At 54.1% G+C, this 17,652-nt stretch carries 19 protein-coding genes and 1 pseudogene; 15 read left to right on the top strand and 5 right to left on the bottom strand.

Annotation, left to right across the window (positions count from 1 at the left end):
* A partial coding sequence (locus tag ACIQ2T_RS05720) for a TonB-dependent receptor plug domain-containing protein (protein ID WP_397589980.1) occupies positions 1–360 on the bottom strand: 360 nt, incomplete at its 3' end.
* 169 nt (positions 361–529) lie between these two features.
* Here ACIQ2T_RS05720 and arsC point away from each other — a divergent pair.
* On the top strand, positions 530–877 hold the full coding sequence (arsC, locus tag ACIQ2T_RS05715; protein ID WP_397589979.1) for an arsenate reductase (glutaredoxin): 348 nt from the start codon (positions 530–532) through the stop codon (positions 875–877).
* Between the two features lie 150 nt (positions 878–1,027).
* Here the strand turns inward: arsC and ACIQ2T_RS05710 are convergent, their stop codons facing one another.
* A complete protein-coding gene (locus ACIQ2T_RS05710; protein ID WP_397589978.1) occupies positions 1,028–2,755 on the bottom strand; it encodes a fatty acyl-AMP ligase in 1,728 nt (575 codons plus the stop codon).
* Between the two features lie 110 nt (positions 2,756–2,865).
* Here ACIQ2T_RS05710 and ACIQ2T_RS05705 point away from each other — a divergent pair, with 110 nt between their 5' ends.
* Positions 2,866–3,399: a regulatory protein RecX gene (locus tag ACIQ2T_RS05705; protein ID WP_397589977.1), complete on the top strand. Its 534-nt coding sequence runs from the start codon at positions 2,866–2,868 to the stop codon at positions 3,397–3,399.
* A gap of 2 nt (positions 3,400–3,401) precedes the next feature.
* Here the strand turns inward: ACIQ2T_RS05705 and ACIQ2T_RS05700 are convergent, their stop codons facing one another.
* Both ACIQ2T_RS05700 and ACIQ2T_RS05695 read right to left on the bottom strand, forming a co-directional pair.
* Positions 3,402–5,495: a RelA/SpoT family protein gene (locus tag ACIQ2T_RS05700; protein WP_397589976.1), complete on the bottom strand. Its 2,094-nt coding sequence runs from the start codon at positions 5,493–5,495 to the stop codon at positions 3,402–3,404.
* A gap of 272 nt (positions 5,496–5,767) precedes the next feature.
* Positions 5,768–6,127, bottom strand: a complete 360-nt coding sequence (locus ACIQ2T_RS05695) for a CC_3452 family protein (RefSeq protein WP_397589975.1) — start codon at positions 6,125–6,127, stop codon at positions 5,768–5,770.
* Between the two features lie 190 nt (positions 6,128–6,317).
* Between ACIQ2T_RS05695 and ACIQ2T_RS05690 the strand changes: the two genes are divergently transcribed.
* From ACIQ2T_RS05690 to ACIQ2T_RS05650, 9 genes and pseudogenes are all read left to right on the top strand, one after another.
* Entirely contained in the window at positions 6,318–6,836 is a 519-nt protein-coding gene (locus ACIQ2T_RS05690; RefSeq protein ID WP_353209847.1) for a helix-turn-helix domain-containing protein, read from the top strand.
* Between the two features lie 209 nt (positions 6,837–7,045).
* On the top strand, positions 7,046–7,573 hold the full coding sequence (locus ACIQ2T_RS05685; RefSeq protein ID WP_397589974.1) for a CarD family transcriptional regulator: 528 nt from the start codon (positions 7,046–7,048) through the stop codon (positions 7,571–7,573).
* Between the two features lie 116 nt (positions 7,574–7,689).
* Positions 7,690–8,034, top strand: a complete 345-nt coding sequence (locus tag ACIQ2T_RS05680) for a thiol-disulfide oxidoreductase DCC family protein (protein ID WP_397589973.1) — start codon at positions 7,690–7,692, stop codon at positions 8,032–8,034.
* A 2-nt stretch (positions 8,035–8,036) separates the two neighbouring features.
* Complete coding sequence (locus ACIQ2T_RS05675) at positions 8,037–9,236, top strand: FAD-binding domain-containing protein (protein ID WP_397589972.1); 1,200 nt, start codon at positions 8,037–8,039, stop codon at positions 9,234–9,236.
* Between the two features lie 85 nt (positions 9,237–9,321).
* Positions 9,322–9,945 carry a class I SAM-dependent methyltransferase gene (locus ACIQ2T_RS05670; protein WP_397589971.1) on the top strand — a complete coding sequence of 208 codons (624 nt, stop codon included), beginning with the start codon at positions 9,322–9,324 and terminating at the stop codon, positions 9,943–9,945.
* Positions 9,900–10,661 (top strand): GIN domain-containing protein, encoded by a 762-nt coding sequence (locus tag ACIQ2T_RS05665; RefSeq protein ID WP_397589970.1) that lies wholly within the window; start codon positions 9,900–9,902, stop codon positions 10,659–10,661. Before ACIQ2T_RS05670 ends, ACIQ2T_RS05665 begins: the two co-directional genes overlap by 46 nt.
* Complete coding sequence (locus ACIQ2T_RS05660) at positions 10,658–11,170, top strand: DUF192 domain-containing protein (RefSeq protein WP_397589969.1); 513 nt, start codon at positions 10,658–10,660, stop codon at positions 11,168–11,170. The genes ACIQ2T_RS05665 and ACIQ2T_RS05660 overlap by 4 nt, the downstream gene beginning before the upstream one ends.
* A 49-nt stretch (positions 11,171–11,219) precedes the next feature.
* On the top strand, positions 11,220–11,606 hold the full coding sequence (locus ACIQ2T_RS05655) for an NADH:ubiquinone oxidoreductase subunit NDUFA12 (RefSeq protein WP_397589981.1): 387 nt from the start codon (positions 11,220–11,222) through the stop codon (positions 11,604–11,606).
* A pseudogene (locus ACIQ2T_RS05650) lies at positions 11,603–12,013 on the top strand (DUF2155 domain-containing protein); the annotation flags it as partial. The gene ACIQ2T_RS05655 and the pseudogene ACIQ2T_RS05650, both read left to right, overlap by 4 nt.
* A 35-nt stretch (positions 12,014–12,048) precedes the next feature.
* Here ACIQ2T_RS05650 and aat read toward each other — a convergent pair.
* The gene (aat, locus tag ACIQ2T_RS05645; RefSeq protein ID WP_397589968.1) at positions 12,049–12,807 is read right to left on the bottom strand and encodes a leucyl/phenylalanyl-tRNA--protein transferase; all 759 of its coding nucleotides are present in this window, start codon (positions 12,805–12,807) and stop codon (positions 12,049–12,051) included.
* A 149-nt stretch (positions 12,808–12,956) separates the two neighbouring features.
* Here aat and purC point away from each other — a divergent pair, with 149 nt between their 5' ends.
* The 4 genes from purC to purQ form a co-directional block, all read left to right on the top strand.
* The gene (gene purC / locus ACIQ2T_RS05640) at positions 12,957–13,736 is read left to right on the top strand and encodes a phosphoribosylaminoimidazolesuccinocarboxamide synthase (RefSeq protein WP_300036679.1); all 780 of its coding nucleotides are present in this window, start codon (positions 12,957–12,959) and stop codon (positions 13,734–13,736) included.
* A gap of 62 nt (positions 13,737–13,798) precedes the next feature.
* A complete protein-coding gene (locus ACIQ2T_RS05635; protein ID WP_397589967.1) occupies positions 13,799–16,678 on the top strand; it encodes a M16 family metallopeptidase in 2,880 nt (959 codons plus the stop codon).
* 194 nt (positions 16,679–16,872) lie between these two features.
* Positions 16,873–17,103: a phosphoribosylformylglycinamidine synthase subunit PurS gene (gene purS / locus ACIQ2T_RS05630; RefSeq protein WP_315471258.1), complete on the top strand. Its 231-nt coding sequence runs from the start codon at positions 16,873–16,875 to the stop codon at positions 17,101–17,103.
* The coding region (gene purQ / locus ACIQ2T_RS05625) for a phosphoribosylformylglycinamidine synthase subunit PurQ (RefSeq protein WP_397589966.1) at positions 17,103–17,652 on the top strand (550 nt) is incomplete at its 3' end. The genes purS and purQ, both read left to right, overlap by 1 nt.

Raw genomic sequence — 17,652 nt, 5'->3', positions numbered from 1 at the left:
GAAGAAATCTGCGGTGGTGTTTTGACCACGCAAGGTAATCTGGTCGCGATTGCCCTCACCCTGCCCCACAGTAGTGCCCGGTATGTAGCGCAATATGTCGGCCAAAGAATGATGCGCCTGATCATCCAATTGTTCGCGGGTAACCACATTGATTGTCTGGGGAATGTCGATCAGCGGCGTATCAGTCTTCGTTGCCGTGACCGAGTTTGATGCAAGATAGCCATCGCCCATGCCGGTAACGATGATTGTTCGGCTATCATCGCTTGCATCGACATCATAAGCAGCTTCTTCAGCAAAGACTGGTTGCGCGCATAAGGATGCTGACAACACAGCGATAAGCGACGAGGACAGCCGGAACATAAAAAACCTTTTATTGAGAATAGTTCGCAAAATCGATTTCCAGCACCTATTGAGAATCGTTATTATGTGCAACTAAAAATTTTGCCAATTTTGCCAATTTTGGTTTGTTTTTGGTACAGGGGCACTTAGGTGCGGAACCGATTGTGACCTCTTAGGAAGAACTCAAAAAATGCATGCAACAATCTGGCACAACCCCGATTGCGGAACATCGCGTAAGACGCTTGCCATCCTTCAGGAAACAGACGGCGTCACAATTGACGTCATTGAATACCGCAAACAGCCATTTGATCGCGCATCGCTGGTCAAGTTGTGCGAAGACGCGGGACTAACGCCGCGTGAAGCACTTCGGACACGCGGTTCACCCGCCGAGGAACTAAGTCTGATTGATGGCGCTTCGGCAGACCATATTCTCGACGCGATGGTAGAGCATCCCATTTTGGTCGAGCGCCCCTTTGTACGAACCGATAAAGGTGTTCGTCTTTGCCGCCCTCAGGACATAGTGCGCGAAATATTATAAAGCGGTCACACGAAGGCACGCCGCGGCATTTGGAATAGCCCAAGGCCATTAACAAAATCTATTGGCCGCCCATCACAATAGTCCTGGATGTTCTTGCAGCCCAATTGCTGGGCCATGGCAAGCTCGGCTTGGGTTTCCACCCTAGATAAATCAGGCCGCGATTGCATAAGGTTGTATCTCACCCGAAAGATACTGGTTGCGCGCCTTGGCACGGCTCATCTTGCCTGAACTTGTGCGGGGCAAGGTACGTGGCGGGACCAGTTCTACAACGCAGTTCATACCCGTAACAGACCGCACCTTGTCACGGATCTGTTCGCGCAGCTTTGCGCGCTCGACTTCGTCGGTGGTGCGGCACTGCACCAACACCGCTGGCGTTTCTTCGCCGCCAGGTGTTGTGACCGAGAAGGCCGCAATGTCGCCAGCCTTGAAGCCCGGCAATTGCTCCACCGCCCATTCAATGTCCTGCGGCCAATGGTTTTTGCCGTTGATGATGATCATGTCCTTGGCGCGGCCAACGATGTAAATATAGCCGTTCGACAAATATCCCATGTCACCGGTATCCAGCCAGCCATCGACCAAACACGCGTCGGTCGATTCCTTGTCGCGGAAATATTCTTTCATCAACGACGGACCAGTACACCACACTTTGCCAATGGTCTTATCGGCAAGTGGCTTGTGGTTCTCATCGCGGATTTCGATGGTCATGTCTTTCACGGCACGCCCACAATTGACGATTGCGCGGTACCGGATAGGGCGGTCAGGCGCACCCGGATGGCCAGTCAGTTCGGTCTCTTCAACCAGCTCAACCTGAATACCTTCGCCCGGCGGCATAATCGATACCGCGAGCGTCGTTTCGGCAAGGCCATAGCTGGGCAAGAATGATGACGCCTTGAAGCCGGCATCGCCGAAGGCATCGACAAATGCCTGCATTACGTCTGGGCGGATCATATCCGCGCCATTGCCCGCAAGCCTCCATTTTGACAGGTCAAAGCGGTCGTTCACATTGCTCTGGCTTGAAATCCGCCGCGCACAAATGTCGTAGCCGAATGTCGGCGAGTAGCTGATGACCGTCCCGTCGGCCGCGCTAATTACGTCAAGCCAGGCCAGTGGACGCCGCGCAAAATCCTCAGTCTTCATATAATCGGTCGAAACCTGATTTGCCACCGGTGACAGGAAACAACCGACGAGACCCATGTCATGATACCATGGCAGCCACGACACGCAGCGATCATTCTCGGTCACTTCCATACCGTGCGAGTGTGCCGACAAGTTATTCAACAACGCCTTGTGCGTCACCGCAACGCCGTGCGGGAACCGGGTCGATCCGCTGGAATATTGCAAGTAGCAAACTTCGTCGGTGTTCGCCTCGGGCAATGCGCTTTTCAGGGCAATCAAGTCGCCGAAACTTTCCCAATCAATGCCCTCCACATCGCAAGCGCGCGCTGCGTCATTTGCCATGTCGGCAAGTTCCGCAGGGAAGAACAGTATCTCGGGATCGCAGCTTTTCAACTGCACCGACAATTGGTCGACATAGCTTTCCTTGCCGCCAAAGGAAGTCGGCAGCGGAAGCGGCACTGGCCATGCGCCAGCATACACGCAGCCAAAAAACAGCGCAGCGAAATTTGGGCCGGTTTCGGCAACCAAGGCGACACGGTCATCCTTGCGAATGCCATGGCTGATAAGGCGATAGGCGATTTTGAGGGCATCTTCACGCATTTCGCTATAGGCATAAGGCCGCGATAGCTGACCACGCATGTCGTGGAAGTTCAGCCCGCGCTTACCTAAAGCGGCGTAATCAAGCGCCGCACCCAAGGTGGCAAAGTCGGAAAACCGACGCGGCAAGCTGTCCTGCGTTGGCGTGGGTGCGAGTTGGCTCATAAATTTTCCTATAGCATGTTCGGGAGACCACCCGAGATGTCTCTATTAGCGTGTCTTAATAGCTAAGGATAGCAGTTCAAATTTCGACCCGACTGTGGCAAGAATAGGGCGTGAACCGTCCGCGCCCTGCAAAAAAGCCCGCACCACCGTTAAATGAGGAACGGATGCGCCAGTTGGCGCTGTTTTATGTTGGAAAATATGCGACCACGCAGGCGAAATTATCGGGCTATCTGGCGCGTAAGAACCGCGAACGGGGGTGGGATGATGAACACCCAGCGGATATCGCAGCTTTGACCGAACAATTTGCTGCACTTGGCTATATCAACGACGCACAATTTGCCGAGGCGCGGAGCCGGTCCTTCGTCCGCAGGGGCTTTGGCGAACGACGCCTGAACGAGAATTTGCGTGCCAGCGGCATCGGCAACGCGGATGCCATTGCGGCCAAAGCGCATATGGAAGAAAGCATTTTCAGCGCTGCCGAAAACTTTGCGCGGCGCAAGCGGCTTGGGCCTTTTGCGCAAGACGCGGCACCGCCTGAAAAGCGGCAAAAGCAGCTAAACGGCTTCTTGCGCGCTGGACATGGTTTCGATTTGGCGAAACGGTTTGTCTACGCAGAGCCCGGCGATGAGATCAGCGAAGATTAAGTTCAGTCATAAACACGGTCCGCGGTCGCCACTGCCTCGGAGGCGCGCAACGCGGAGATTATACGCATGAGGTGCTGGAGATCATGCACCTCAAGATCGACCTCGAACGTGTGGAATTCCTTATCGCGCGCGGTCATCCGCAAGTTGATGATATTGGCCTTGTGATAGCCAAATATCCCTGCAATTTCGCCCAATGTACCCGGCCTGTTGTGGATAATGACACGCAGTCGGGCGGACGCTCCATCGCTACCCTGCCCCCAACTTAAATCGACCCAGTCGGCATCCATTCCGCTTGCCAGCCGTTCGCATTCGATCGTGTGGACCTCAACTGGCTGGTCCAGCAAACGTAATCCAACAATCCGGTCGCCCGGGATAGGGTGGCAGCATTCGCCCAGATGATAACCCACTCCAGGGGTCAGTCCGCGGATCGAAATCGCATGCTCCTGCCCCGGAAAATCCAAGGCAATGCCATTTACGTCGAACCCGGGCACCAGTGCCTCCATCAACGCGCGGTCGTTGATTTTGCCTACGCCAATGCGACGCATCAACTCATCCTCGTCCTCCAACTTCAATCGGGTGACTGCCGCCGTCAGCGCCTTTTTACCAATTTTGCCAGGCATGCGCGCGGCCACTTCTTCATATAATTTGCGGCCAATCGCGACCAGCTCGTGCCGTTCGCGATGCCGCACATGGCGCCGGATGGCGGCGCGCGCCTTGCCCGTGGTCACAAAATTCATCCACGCTTGTTGTGGTTCCTGCGCCTTTGACTTTAGTATTTCGACCATGTCGCCATTGTGCAATTGCGTACGCAACGGAACATGCCGGCCGTTCACTTTCCCGCCAACGGCCTTATCGCCTAGGTCCGTGTGCACGGCATAAGCGAAATCAACGATGGTGGAACCCTTGGGCAGCTGGTGCAGAGCGCCTTTGGGTGTGAACGCAAAAATGCGGTCGTGATACATCGCCATGCGCGTGTTTTCGAGCATATCCTCCGCGTCTTGACTGGTATCCAAAATCTCAATCAGGTCGCGCAACCACCCTGCCTGCCCATCGGGCTTGTCTGCTTGTTTATAAGCCCAATGCGCGGCAAAGCCATGCTCGGAGGCGCGGTGCATCTCTGCGCTTCTGATCTGCACCTCAACGCGCATGTTTTTGGCGAACATGATGGTGGTGTGTACCGATTTATAACCATTGCGCTTGGGTGTGGAGATGAAATCTTTGAAACGCCCGGGCACCATTTGCCACCGGCGATGAAGCACACCCAAAGCACGGTAACAATCTTCGGTCGTTTCTGTTATCACCCGAAACGCGTTGATATCGGTCAGTTGTTCAAACGCGACATGGCGTTCCTGCATCTTTTTCCAGATGGAATAGGGATGTTTTTCACGCCCCGAAATTTTGATTTTCAGCCCAGCTTGCTCCATTTCCCACGCGATGGTCTGGTTGATCTGATCAATTTCGACATCGGCCTTATCGCGAATTTGCTTTAGGCGCCCAGTTATCGTCTGATACGCCTCAGGCTCCAACTGTTCAAACGCGAGCAACTGCATCTCGCGCATATATTCATACATGCCAATCCGCTCAGCCAGCGGCGCATAGATATCCATGGTTTCTTTGGCGATACGACTGCGCTTTTCCGGGCTTTTGATGAAGTGCAGCGTCCGCATATTATGCAGGCGGTCAGCAAGCTTGACCAAAAGCACGCGGATATCATCGGAAATCGCGAGCAAAAACTTGCGCAGATTTTCTGCTGCACGCTCGTCCTCGGTCTGGGCTTCAATTTTCGACAGCTTAGTGACGCCATCAACCAAGCGCGCCACTTCAGGGCCAAAGCGGCTTTCGATGCCTTCGATCGAGGTCAGCGTATCTTCCACCGTGTCATGCAGCAACGCCGTGATTATCGTGTCCTCATCCATTTTGAGGTCAGTCATCAGGCCAGCAACCTCTACGGGATGGCTGAAATAGGGATCACCCGACGCACGTTTTTGTGCCCCATGCATCTGAACCGTGAAGACATACGCCCGGTTCAGCCGATCTTCATCGACGTCAGGCGTATAAGCCCGCACCCGTTCAACCAGTTCATATTGCCGCATCATAAGTCCAAGTTGGGGCTTTTACGCTGCGATGCAACCGTAAAGTTAATCCACACGCATTCGTGCTCGGTTAGGCGCAGAAAAAGGAGCGGCAAAAGCGACAATGGGCGTGATAAAGACAGAGGCTCAGGCTACCAACGCGAAGCAGGCGCGCAACAAAAATGCGCCGGAAGGATCGTCCCTCCGGCGCAGTCTGTTTTCGGCTCTACAACCTGCACGAAACGCGCAGCCATGGGATAAGGGGGAGAGCAGAGCCAAAAAAATCGGTTACTGCTTTAGTTCTTTGCGATAGCCTTCGCGTTGTCGGCATTGCATGCCGCAACTTCATCGGCTGTGAACACGCGCTCACCAGCGGTGAAAGCCGCAACCGCGCCGAACTTGTGGGCAACGCTGACACACATATTCTTCGGTGCCGTCGACGCCATCGGCGCACGGCAGCTAGTGCCTTCGCACTTTACGAAAACGCTACGCAGCAATTCAGGCTTTGCATCGGCAGGCTGGGCCAGTTCAATTTTATAATAGCTGCCGTTGGTCGCGGCATGTGCCTGTGGGGCAACGAAACCAAGGGTTGCACTCAAAGCAGAGGCAGCAGCAAGGGCGCCCAAACGAGCGGAGAAATGGGAGAGGGTTATCATGTTTTCCTTTAGCTTTGCTAACATTCCAAAAGGCAGACGGGAATTTTTGATCCTGCGCCTGCAATTTGTGCTTCTGAAACTCAGTTGCGAATCACTACTTATTATTTTAAGTTTCTATTTGCAACTTAAAATACGTATTCGGTTGATTATTTCTGATGACGGTCCCAATCTGCGGCAAAGAGGATATGACATGGGTGAATTGCGCGAACCGTTACAGCAGCTTGCAGAATGCGGTCTTCCGACTGCGCTGGAGGCGATGGGGGAACGTTGGTCGTTCATGATCCTGCGCGCGGCGTTTAACGGTGTGCGCCATTTTGAGGAGTTCCTCTCCGAAATCAGCATCGCGCGCAATATATTGGCCAATCGTCTCACGCGTCTAACCGAAAGCGGCATATTGCACCGCACGCCGTGCCCCGATGACCGGCGCAAGGTTGAATATCGCCTAACGGAGAAGGGCTTGGACCTGCTGCCCACGATGATTGCTTTGCGCCAATGGGGCGAAAAATGGGGTACGGGCGTTTTGTCCAATCCTGTTTTGGTCGACGACCGTGATCGCCAGCCAATATTGCCAGTTACCATCCGCAGCCATGATGAAAGGGTGCTTGGTTATATGGATCTGAGCTGGATGAACTCATTGGACATCACGCCTATCAGAGCGGATGCAAACGACGATATGGGCGACCGCGTCAGGAAACTAAGCGCAATTTAATGTGCGCTACTGACACATAGTAAAGCAGCCGTTGAATTTTTGTTGCGAATCTGTTACACTCTGCGTCGACAGGTCAGGAATGGCCGATGACTGCCTACCTAAACTGGGTTGATGCAGGTTCATGACGCAAGGGGCGAACACGAAAGTCTTAGGGACAACATTTGGTTGCCCAAAAAGCTCTTCTCCCGAACATTCAGAAAGGTCGTAATATGACGTCCAACGCGGCGATATTTGATGTAGGCGATTATGTGGTGTATCCCAAGCATGGGGTCGGACGCGTAATTGAACTTCAGGATTCCGAAATCGCAGGGATGCAGCTTCAACTTTATGTCCTGCGGTTTGAAAAAGAAAAAATGACGCTTCGCGTTCCGTTCAACAAAGCCGAAGGCGTTGGCATGCGTAAACTGTCGAGCGATAAGACGCTCAAGGAAGCTATGCACACCTTGACGGGCAAGCCCAAGGTTAAGCGCACTATGTGGTCACGCCGTGCGCAGGAATATGAAGCAAAGATCAACTCTGGCGATTTGGTATCTATTGCCGAAGTAACGCGCGATCTATTCCGTCCTGACGATCAGCCAGAGCAAAGCTATTCCGAGCGGCAGATTTTCGAAGCGGCATCAAGCCGTTTGGCTCGCGAGCTTGCCGCCATGGAAAAGACCGATGAAAAAGCGGCACTCCAGAAGATTCTCGTCATCTTGAATGAGGCGGCACCGCAATATTACGAAAAAGCGGAATAAGGCTTCCTTCCCGAAAAATCTGAAGGGCGCTGGCAACGGCGCCCTTTTTTTTCGGCACAGCCATACCGCGAAACGCCAAGCCTGACATATAGCTATCGTCGGTGGTAAGGAAATTTATGGCCAAAGTAATCATCTGGTATGACGGGGCATGCCCCCTGTGCATTCGCGAGATTGCATTGATGCGTCGGCTTGATCGGCGCGGTGCCATCGACTTTCTGGATATAGCACCCACCGATGCGATTTGTCCGGTTGACCGTCAGTTGATGCTCGCCCGCTTTCATGCCAGCGAAGATGGGGTTATGCTATCAGGCGCAGCCGCCTTTGCCGCCATGTGGCGGGCCATTCCATTGCTGAAACCGCTTGGGATTATCGCCCGCAACTCCGTGGTACTTGGACTTCTTGAACGGCTCTATAACCGCTTCCTCATCATCAGGCCGCGCCTGCAAAAATTACTGGATTGAACATGATCCCAGAAAGCTTCCCTGCGACGCGCACTGCTGCGCTGGCTCGCCTCACGCACTTTGCGCCGCGCGCAGGTCAGGCTTATGCGTCCGGCCGCAATACGGACCCCGGGCCAGACCAAGCGGGCGCCGTTTCGAAGCTGTCGCCATATTTGCGCTATCGCCTGATAACTGAGCAAGACGTCATTGGCGCGACATTGGGACGACACAGCCTTCCGGCTGCCGAGAAATATGTGCAGGAAGTGTTGTGGCGCACATATTGGAAGGGCTGGCTTGAGATGCGTCCGTCGGTGTGGACGCAATTCCAACAAGAGCGCGACCACCAACGCGACAGCTTTCCCGACGCCCGCGCTATCCACAGCGCAGAAACTGGCGAAACAGGTATCGAAGGTTTTGACGACTGGGCGCGCGAATTGGTCGAGACCGGCTATTTACACAATCACGCAAGAATGTGGTTTGCATCAATCTGGATCTTCACCCTGCGCCTGCCATGGGCCTTGGGCGCGGACTTTTTCCTGCGGCATTTGGTGGATGCAGACGCGGCGAGCAACACTTTATCATGGCGCTGGGTGGCTGGCTTGCAAACGGCTGGCAAGATGTACCTTGCGACTTCGGAAAACATCGCCCGCTTTACGAATGGCCGATTTGTACCAAAGGGCTTGGCAACCACAGCAACGATGCCTGCGGACATGGCTTCACCGGAGCTTCGGCCCTTGCCGCAAGCCACATTTTTCGACGCACATAAGCCTGCATATCTGCTAGTGACGCCGGAGGATTTGCACCCTGAGTCTGTCTTTGGCGTATCTACCAAAATCAACAGCACCGGCGTTTTACGCGACCCTGAAACCCTGTGGGGCAATAATGCCAGAGCCTTTGTCGAGGCCGCGACCGAAGACGCTGTTGAACGCGTTAGAAAAGCGTTCAAATGCCCGACAACGGTGCTCGGTAACTTCGATACCGCGGCCCTGATTGCACAAGCACGCGCGGCAGGGGCAGAGCACATAATCACACCCTACACCCCCATCGGTCCCGTGGCCGATGCCCTAACCCGCATCGCTCCAATATTGGCCGCCGAAGGCGTTCCTTTGGTTCAAATCCGACGCGCTTGGGACGAAAACTTCTGGCCACATGCAACGAAAGGCTTCTTCCCTTTCAAAGAACATATTCCCAAAATTCTTAAAGACATGGGCCTTTCGAGATAGGCTGCAGATATCTGTTGCGTGAAAAACGCGCGGGCGTATTGTTCGGACAATGTCAATTCCTTCTAAACCAAGGCATCCTTAGCGTATGAGCAATTGGTGGGACCGGAACGTCGTTCCGCGCTTGATCGGTTGCGCATGTACGCAACCTGCGGTGATGCATGACCGAGGCAAGGTGGTACCTTTCGCGTCCGGAGATGTGCTGGAGTTGGGCTGCGGCGCGCCTAATCTCGATTATTATGACCGGAACAATGTGCGTTCGCTGTCCGGCGTAGACCCATCTGCTGAATTGCTTGCCCGAGCAAAACTGGCGTTGGAAAGCAAAGGGATGACAGCCAACTTCATTCCCGGCATCGCAGAAGCGCTTCCTTTCGCAAACAACAGCTTCGACTGCGTGGTCACAACCTTCACGCTGTGTTCGGTGCAGGACCCGCACGCCGCGCTGTCGGAGGCGAAGCGTGTGCTTAAGCCGGGTGGTCGATTGCTATTCGTTGAACATGGTCGTGCACCCGATACTGATGCCGCTGCCTGGCAGAGGCGGCTTGAGCCCGTTTGGAAGCGGATTGCCGGCGGTTGCCATTTGACCCGGCCCGTAACGCAGGCCATATCTGACGCTGGCTTTGTGTGTAATGCACCGCAGGGACATTATATGAAAAGGACACCGAGATGGCTCGGCTGGGTGGAATGGGGCGAGGCAAGATTGGCGAACTAAGCGGTGCTTTATGTCTGGCCGCGGCTTTGGCCGCAGCAGGTCCCGCATCTGCTGAAGAACGCAAAATGCTCGTGGGCAGCTTTGAAGATATTCAGGTATTTGGTGACATTAACGTCGAGATTTTAATGGGGAAGTCACCCACCGCTCGGGCGATAGGTGACAAGCGCGTGCTTGATGGGTTAAAACTGGAACGCGCCGGCATGACGCTGCGGGTGCGGCTTCAAGGCGCCTTAAACGACGCCAAAGGGGCCCCGATGACAGGACCCATCACTGTGCAGCTAACAACACAAGGCATCAAAAGCATAGCCATAGCCGGAAATGGCATATTAAAGATCTCAAATGTCGCTCAATCAGATGCGGTTCGCATGCTTGTTGCAGGCAACGGCTCAATCGCTGTTGAAAAACTGATTACCGATAAATTCTCAGCGAATATTGAAGGCAATGGGCGCATAAATATCAAAAGCGGCAATGTTCGGGATGGGAGAGTGTTGCTTGATGGCGCGGGGCAGTTTGATACGCCGAACGTCAAAATGCGTACCATTCGTCTTGAGCATAACGGAAATGCCATATCCAACGTCCAAGCCATGGAAGAAGCGAATAAGTTTAATCGCGGGTCAGGCAACATTACGGTTGGCGGAAGTGGAAGCTGTTTTATTAAGCACGCAGGAAGCGCCGCGATTAATTGTACCCGAATTGAAAAAGGATCACGTAAATGAAGTTCAGCCAATTCAGCAGCCGCAGTGTCTATGCAATTGCGTTGTCGCTTACCGCATGTACAATGCCCGCCAATGGTGGAAGTGAGGTTGCTGGCTGCACCCCAGGCGCAGCTGCCGGTAAGTCAGCCGCCGGGATACAACAGGTAACTTTGTGCATTTCCAGCGCCAAAACGACTCGCGTCTTCAATGTTGAGGTCGCTGGGACATCGGCGCAGCAAGCCAAAGGGTTGATGTTCCGAACCGAGCTTGCCGACAATGCAGGGATGATCTTTCCTTTCCCCGAACCGCGCATCGCCAGTTTCTGGATGAAAAACACCGTCATCCCCTTGGACATCATCTTCATCCGCGCGAACGGCACGATTGAGAGTATCGCGGATAACACCATCCCATATTCAACTATACCTGTAGAAGCGGGTGAACCGGTAGTTGCCGTGCTGGAATTGCGTGGCGGTCTTGCCGCTGAATTGGGCATAGCCGCGGGCGACACCGTGAAATGGGCCACCAAATAGGGGCAAATAAGGATTGCGCGGCAACGTGCTTGCTCCTAATCGCGAAGCCATGGGTATACTCGGTAAAATCTTCACGTGGTGGGACGGTGCTACGATCGGCACGGCAATCTATAGCTGGCGTAAAGGCAAGGCTGTGGGCACCGACACCGAAGGCAATAAATATTATCAATCATCCGACGGCAAGCGCCGCTGGGTAATTTATAATGGTCCGAATGATGCCAGCCGCGTTTCGCCTGATTGGCATGGTTGGCTCCATTGCACGCATGATGGTGATCCGGAGAGTTACCTCCCGCCGCATCGCGGTTATGAAACTGCGGCTGTTCCCAATCTGACAGGGACTGAAGGGGCATATCGTCCTGCAGGATCGATTGAGCGCGGCGGCCACCGTGCGCGCGCAACTGGCGATTATGAGGCGTGGAGTCCCGACGCATTATGATCCGCACACGCGGTCTACTGGTTCTGCCGTTGCTGGCGACGCTGGCCGCGTGTGGATCTTATACGGACGCGTTGGAGGCGCCCGCGCAGTCGGGAAAGGCACAACCTACAAATGATAAAATTGCTACCGCAGCTGGCGGATCCATTGGGACGCCGATGGCTGAACGCGTTGCAGTTCTCGGCCTTTTGAACAAGCGGAACGGTCAGACCCGCGATATTGAGCTAAAGCCCGGTGAAGCTATTCGGTTTGACAAGGTTGTTGTCAGGCTTCGCGCTTGCGAAAAAACAGCGCCATGGGAAACCTATCCCGACGAAGGTGCATTTGTTCAACTCCTCGTCAACGAACGCCCTCCTGGCACTACCGAGGCAGAGAGATGGCGTAATGTTTTCTCCGGCTGGTTATTTAAAGAAAATCCCGCCGCCAATGTTGTCGAACATCCGATTTACGATGTCTGGGTCAAGGCTTGCAAAATGCATTTCCCCGGCGAAGAAACGCCTGTCGAGGAGAAATCGGCAGATACCGCGACCGCAGAACCAAAAGCGCCATCAAGTGCTCCCCAATTGCCGACCGAACCCGGGGCTAAGGCACCTGACGAAGCAACCCCGGACGCGCTCTGAACTGACTTTGTAAGCGCGGCTTCGAGCAGCTTTAGATACGCGCCTTGGGTCATCTCAATCGCCCCTAAGCTCTCCAAATGGTCAGTCATAAACTGGCAATCCAACAATTCAAAACCGCCAATTTTAAGCCGCGCAACCAGCCATGCCAGAGTAACCTTGGAAGCATCGGTCGCCCGCGAGAACATGCTTTCCCCAAAAAAGGCGCGTCCTAAAGCAAGTCCATAAAGCCCGCCAACAAGGCGGCCTTCCGACCAACATTCAACGCTGTGCGCCTGGCCGAGGCTGTGCAGCCGGCAGAAGGCCTCTTCGATGTCCGGGTTAATCCAGGTGTCCTGCCGATCGGCCTGCGGCTCAGCACATGTGCCAATGACCTGCGCAAAGGCAGTGTCGGAAGTTACAACAAACCGGTCTTGCCGGATTGTTTTGGCAAGAGACTTTGACAAGCGAAAGCCATCAAGCGGCATGACAGCGCGGAATTCGGGCTCAATCCAAAAGGTGTCGGGGTCATCCCGCGCGTCGGACATCGGAAATATGCCATTGGCGTACGCCTGAAGCAGCAAATCCAGATCGATGGGCAAAAACATGTCCTTTCGCGTCCGAGCTAATTACCTATCTCGAATTGCGCCGACGCATGCAATGGATTATAGTAGGCACAATTGCCCCGGCAGAGTTAGGCTCAGTTAGAGCCAGCCCCGCCGGGGCGCGTCATTTCAAGCAAAGTCAGGGACCGCATATGACCCGCCGCCGCAAAATATACGAAGGCAAGGCTAAGATTCTTTACGAAGGTCCTGAACCCGGCACGTTGATCCAATATTTCAAGGATGATGCCACCGCCTTTAATGCCCAGAAAAAGGGTACGATTTCCGGTAAGGGCGTCATCAACAATCGCGTGTCAGAGCATGTATTCACCCGGTTGAGCCATATTGGCATTCCGACGCACTTCATCCGCCGCCTCAACATGCGCGAACAATTGATCCGTCAGGTAGAGATTGTGCCGATTGAAGTCATTGTACGCAATGTGGCCGCAGGAACCTTGTCCAAGCGTCTCGGTATTGAAGAGGGCACTCCGCTTCCGCACACATTGCTCGAATATTGCTATAAGGACGACAGCCTGGGTGACCCGCTGGTAGCCGAAGAGCATATCGCTTGCTTTGGTTGGGCAACGCAGGAGGAAATGCAGGACATTTCGTCCATGGCAATTCGCATCAACGATTTTCTGTGCGGCATGTTTGCGGCCATCGGCATTCGGCTCGTCGACTTTAAACTGGAGTTTGGGCGCCTGTTCGATGGTGATTTCTCGCGGATCATTCTTGCCGACGAAATCAGCCCGGATGGCTGCCGCCTTTGGGACATTGAAACAGGCGAGAAGCTTGACAAGGATCGGTTCCGCCGTGACCTTGGCGGCGAAGCAGAAGCCTATCAAGAAGTCGCCCGCCGCCTTGGCCTAATGCCCGATGAAAGCGAGGGCGCAGTACTTGACATGGTCAGTCACAGATTACGTAAAGGTAAGTAAATCAATAATTTACACAAGAAAACATTGCAGAATAGAAGATTCTGCGGTATTCTAATCAGCGTATGAAAAAAACGCTTATCTCTATATTTTGGCTCGCTCTTTTCTTTACCGGAGCCACTTCCTCCTTTGCTGCGCCTGCAGGAAAACCACCTGCGGGGGCAGAGCGCACCAAGCCTTGGAATGCCGAAACGTCTGATCTCGAACCGGACGCGAGCATCATATATGGTCGGCTCTCAAACGGATTGCGTTATGCCATTCGCCCGAACCAGCGTCCGCAGAACCAGGTGCTGGTGCGTATGGCGATCGACTTTGGCTCGGCAGCGGAGGCCGAGGAGGAGCAAGGCCTCGCGCATTTCATTGAGCATATGGCCTTTAACGGCAGCACCAACGTGCCCGAAGGTGAGATGGTCAAAATACTTGAGCGGCTTGGCCTCTCTTTTGGTGCCGACACCAATGCGTCAACGGGCTACACGCAGACGCAATATAAACTCGACCTGCCCAAATCTGACCCGCGCTTAATTGAACGCGCGCTATTCCTGATGCGCGAAGCCGCGCGTGAGGTTTCGTTCAATCCGGCAGCGGTAGAACGCGAACGCGGCATCATATTGGCCGAACGCCGCGAGCGGGAGAATTTCGCATATCAAAGTGCCCGCGCAGCCAACAGCCTATATTACCCAGATACTTTTTATGCGACTCGCTACCCCATTGGCTTGCCCGAGATTATTCAAACTGCGCCGGCAGAGCGGATCAAAGCGCTATATCGCAAATATTATCGCCCGGATCGCATCAAAATCATTATCGTTGGTCCCGTTGACACCGTGGCAATCGAGCGCGAATTGGTGACAAAATTCGCTGACTGGCAGGTAACATCACCACTCCTTGGGGATATTGACCGATGCACGCTGAACACTGCGCGAGGCATATCGGCGAAAAGCTTTGTGCATCCTGAAGTCAGCGAAAGCATGGGTGTTCAGCAATTTTTGCAGGACAAAAAGCGCCCCGACACAATTCAAAGGGCGATAACCGAGTTACAAATGGACATCGCGAACGGCATATTGGCGCAACGCATGAACCGGCGTTCGCGTGACGGAGACATTCCGTTTTTGGGCGGCGGCGTGAATTTCAATTATGGTCTGTGTGATCAGTATGCCGCAATTGGATATGGCGTAGTCGGCAAGGACGGAAGTTGGCAGGCGTTGCTTTCGTTTACAGAGCAGACGGTCCGGCAAGCAGCACAATATGGTTTTGATGAAACTGAAATTGCCGAGCAGTTAAAGCGTCTCGATACGCAATATACGAATAACGCCAAGGATGAAGGTACCGAATCCAGCGGCGCAATTGCGAACGCCTTGGTCGAGCTGAATGACGATGTGTATAACTCGGACCGTTACCGCCAGATGTTGTGGCTACAGGTTCGCCCCTTTATGACAAAGGCGGCGATTGACGGCGAATTCAGCAAATGGTTTGGCCAAATGAATGCGCCGCAGATATTCCTCACGACAAAACAGAACGAGGGTGCTTCCGCGGACGAAATCATGTCGGCTTTTGCGGCAAGCAAAGCAACCGCGGTAAGCGCGCCCGTTGAACGGAAGGCTTCGACCTTTGCATATACCGATTTCGGGTCTGCTGGAGCGATCTTTTCCGACAAGACGATAGATGACCTCGGCATTCGGACTGTGCGCTTTGCCAACGGCGTATTGCTGAACCTTAAAAAGACAGATTTCGAGGATAACCGGATCCGCTATTCTCTGCGCGTCGATGGAGGCAAGCTGCATTTTGGCAAAGAGAATGCGGTGTTGGCATGGCTCATGTCGGCAGCCTTTGTCTCTGGCGGTCTTGAAGCGCATGACATTGAGGACTTACGGTCAATACTTGCGGGAACCACTGTATCCCCTGCGTTCGCTGTCGCAGATAATTATTTCGGGGCAACCGGCGCGGTTGCACCCGCAGATTTAGAGCGTCAATTCCAAGTCATGGCGGCCTACACAACACATCCTGGCTATTCGGAAAACGCGCTTCGGCTGTTTCGGCGCCCGTTGCCGGAAATTTATGCCCGATTGGATGCCGTGCCTGCATCGGCATTGGGTATCGCAATGGCGCGGATTATGACCGATGATGACCCCCGTTTTGCCCTTTCACCGTTGAGCGTAATTCAGGCCGCCAATTTCGATCAGCTCAAGGGGGCCCTTGGTGACATCCTAACGCAAAACCGGCTGGAGATAGCGTTGGTGGGTGACTTGGACGAGGCGGCTGCGATTGCCGCTGTGGCCAAAAGTTTCGGGGCACTCCCGAACCGCGCATCCACTGGCAAGGATTATGACGCGCAGCTGCAAGTGGGCTGGAGCTCGGCCCAAGGGAATTTTGATATTCCGCATAAGGGTGAAGCAAACCAACTTGGGTGGCGCCGCGTCTGGCCAACAACTGGCGACAAAGATCAAAAAAATACGCAAGCTATGGACCTTTTGGCGCGGGTTATTACGCTGCGCCTCACCGACGAGCTGCGTGAGAAGCTGGGCGCGACCTATGGTGTATCCGCCAGTTCCGAGATGTCCGACCTGTACCCTGCCCTTGGGCAGCTGTCGGTGTCGACAGCCGGCGACCCCAAAGACCTCGCAGTTATCGAACTTACTGTCGATCAGGTCATCGCCGAGATAGTCAAAGCGCCAGCGGATGCTGACGTTTTCGAACGCGCACGCAAACCAGTGCTTGAAAGCTATGCTGATTGGAAAAAGCGAAATGACACATGGTTGGGTGTTGCTGCCGAGGCGCAGACGAACACCGATAAGCTTGACCGTTTCCGGCAAAACGAGGCCAAGTTCACCTCTATTACGCGCCAGGATATTTGGGCGCTTGCAAAGCAATATCTGGAGAAACCGGCGCAGTTTACGTTTCGTGCATTACCCGATGAAATATTGCGTCAGCCCTCAGAGCCTGCAAATTAGACTACCGCGCCGGTACGAACCCCTGCGATCGGCGTGTTTGCCGCAATGACGAAGATAAGTGGCGGGGAGTATACACCGCGCGCTAAAAACGCGCTTTCCAAACATGGTTAAAGTTTCATTGCCGTTAGCTTAGACTTGAATCGTCCGACGTGGCTTCTATAGGCAGTTGAAACAATGAGGCAGACGGATCCAGAATGAAAACGCGCATTTTTGTAACGCTAAAAAACGGTGTGCTTGATCCACAAGGCAAGGCAATCCATCACGCCATTGAAGGGTTAGGTTTTTCCGGGGTACATGACGTGCGCGCCGGTCGCCTTATCGAAATCGAACATGAGCCGGGGCTTTCGAAGTCAGACCTTGAGGCGATGTGCACCAAGTTGCTCGCCAATATGGTGATCGAGAATTTTGAGATCGAGCAGGCTTGATGCGGGCCGCAGTTATTCAGTTCCCCGGTTCCAATTGCGACCGCGACATGGCGGTGGCGATCCGCGACATCACAGGTGCGGAAACGACCCTCGTCTGGCATCGTACTGGAGAATTGCCAGACGGACTTGACCTCATCGCCATCCCGGGCGGTTTTTCCTATGGCGATTATCTGCGTTCTGGTGCGATGGCGGCAAGATCGCCAGTCATGCAAGCGGTCATAGAAGCAGCTGGACGCGGCGTGCCTGTTCTGGGTGTTTGTAATGGGTTCCAAATATTGACTGAGGCAGGCCTGCTGCCCGGCGCGTTAATGCGCAATGCCGGCATACGGTTCGTCTGCCGCACCGTCGCCTTGACGGTCGAAAATAGCCAATCTGCGTTTACCCGCGGCTACACCGATGGGGAACAGATCCGCATTCCCGTAGCACATCATGATGGCAATTATTTCGCGGATAGCGATACGCTCGACAGACTTGAAGGGGATGGTCGCGTCGCCTTCCGCTATGCCGAAGACGTCAATGGTTCCGCGCGGAACATCGCTGGCGTGCTTA

The organism is Sphingorhabdus sp. (assembly GCF_044357595.1).
Taxonomy (GTDB): domain Bacteria; phylum Pseudomonadota; class Alphaproteobacteria; order Sphingomonadales; family Sphingomonadaceae; genus Sphingorhabdus_B.
The sequence above is the reverse complement of the archived record's forward strand: the minus strand, read 5'-3'. Positions and strand labels throughout refer to the sequence as shown.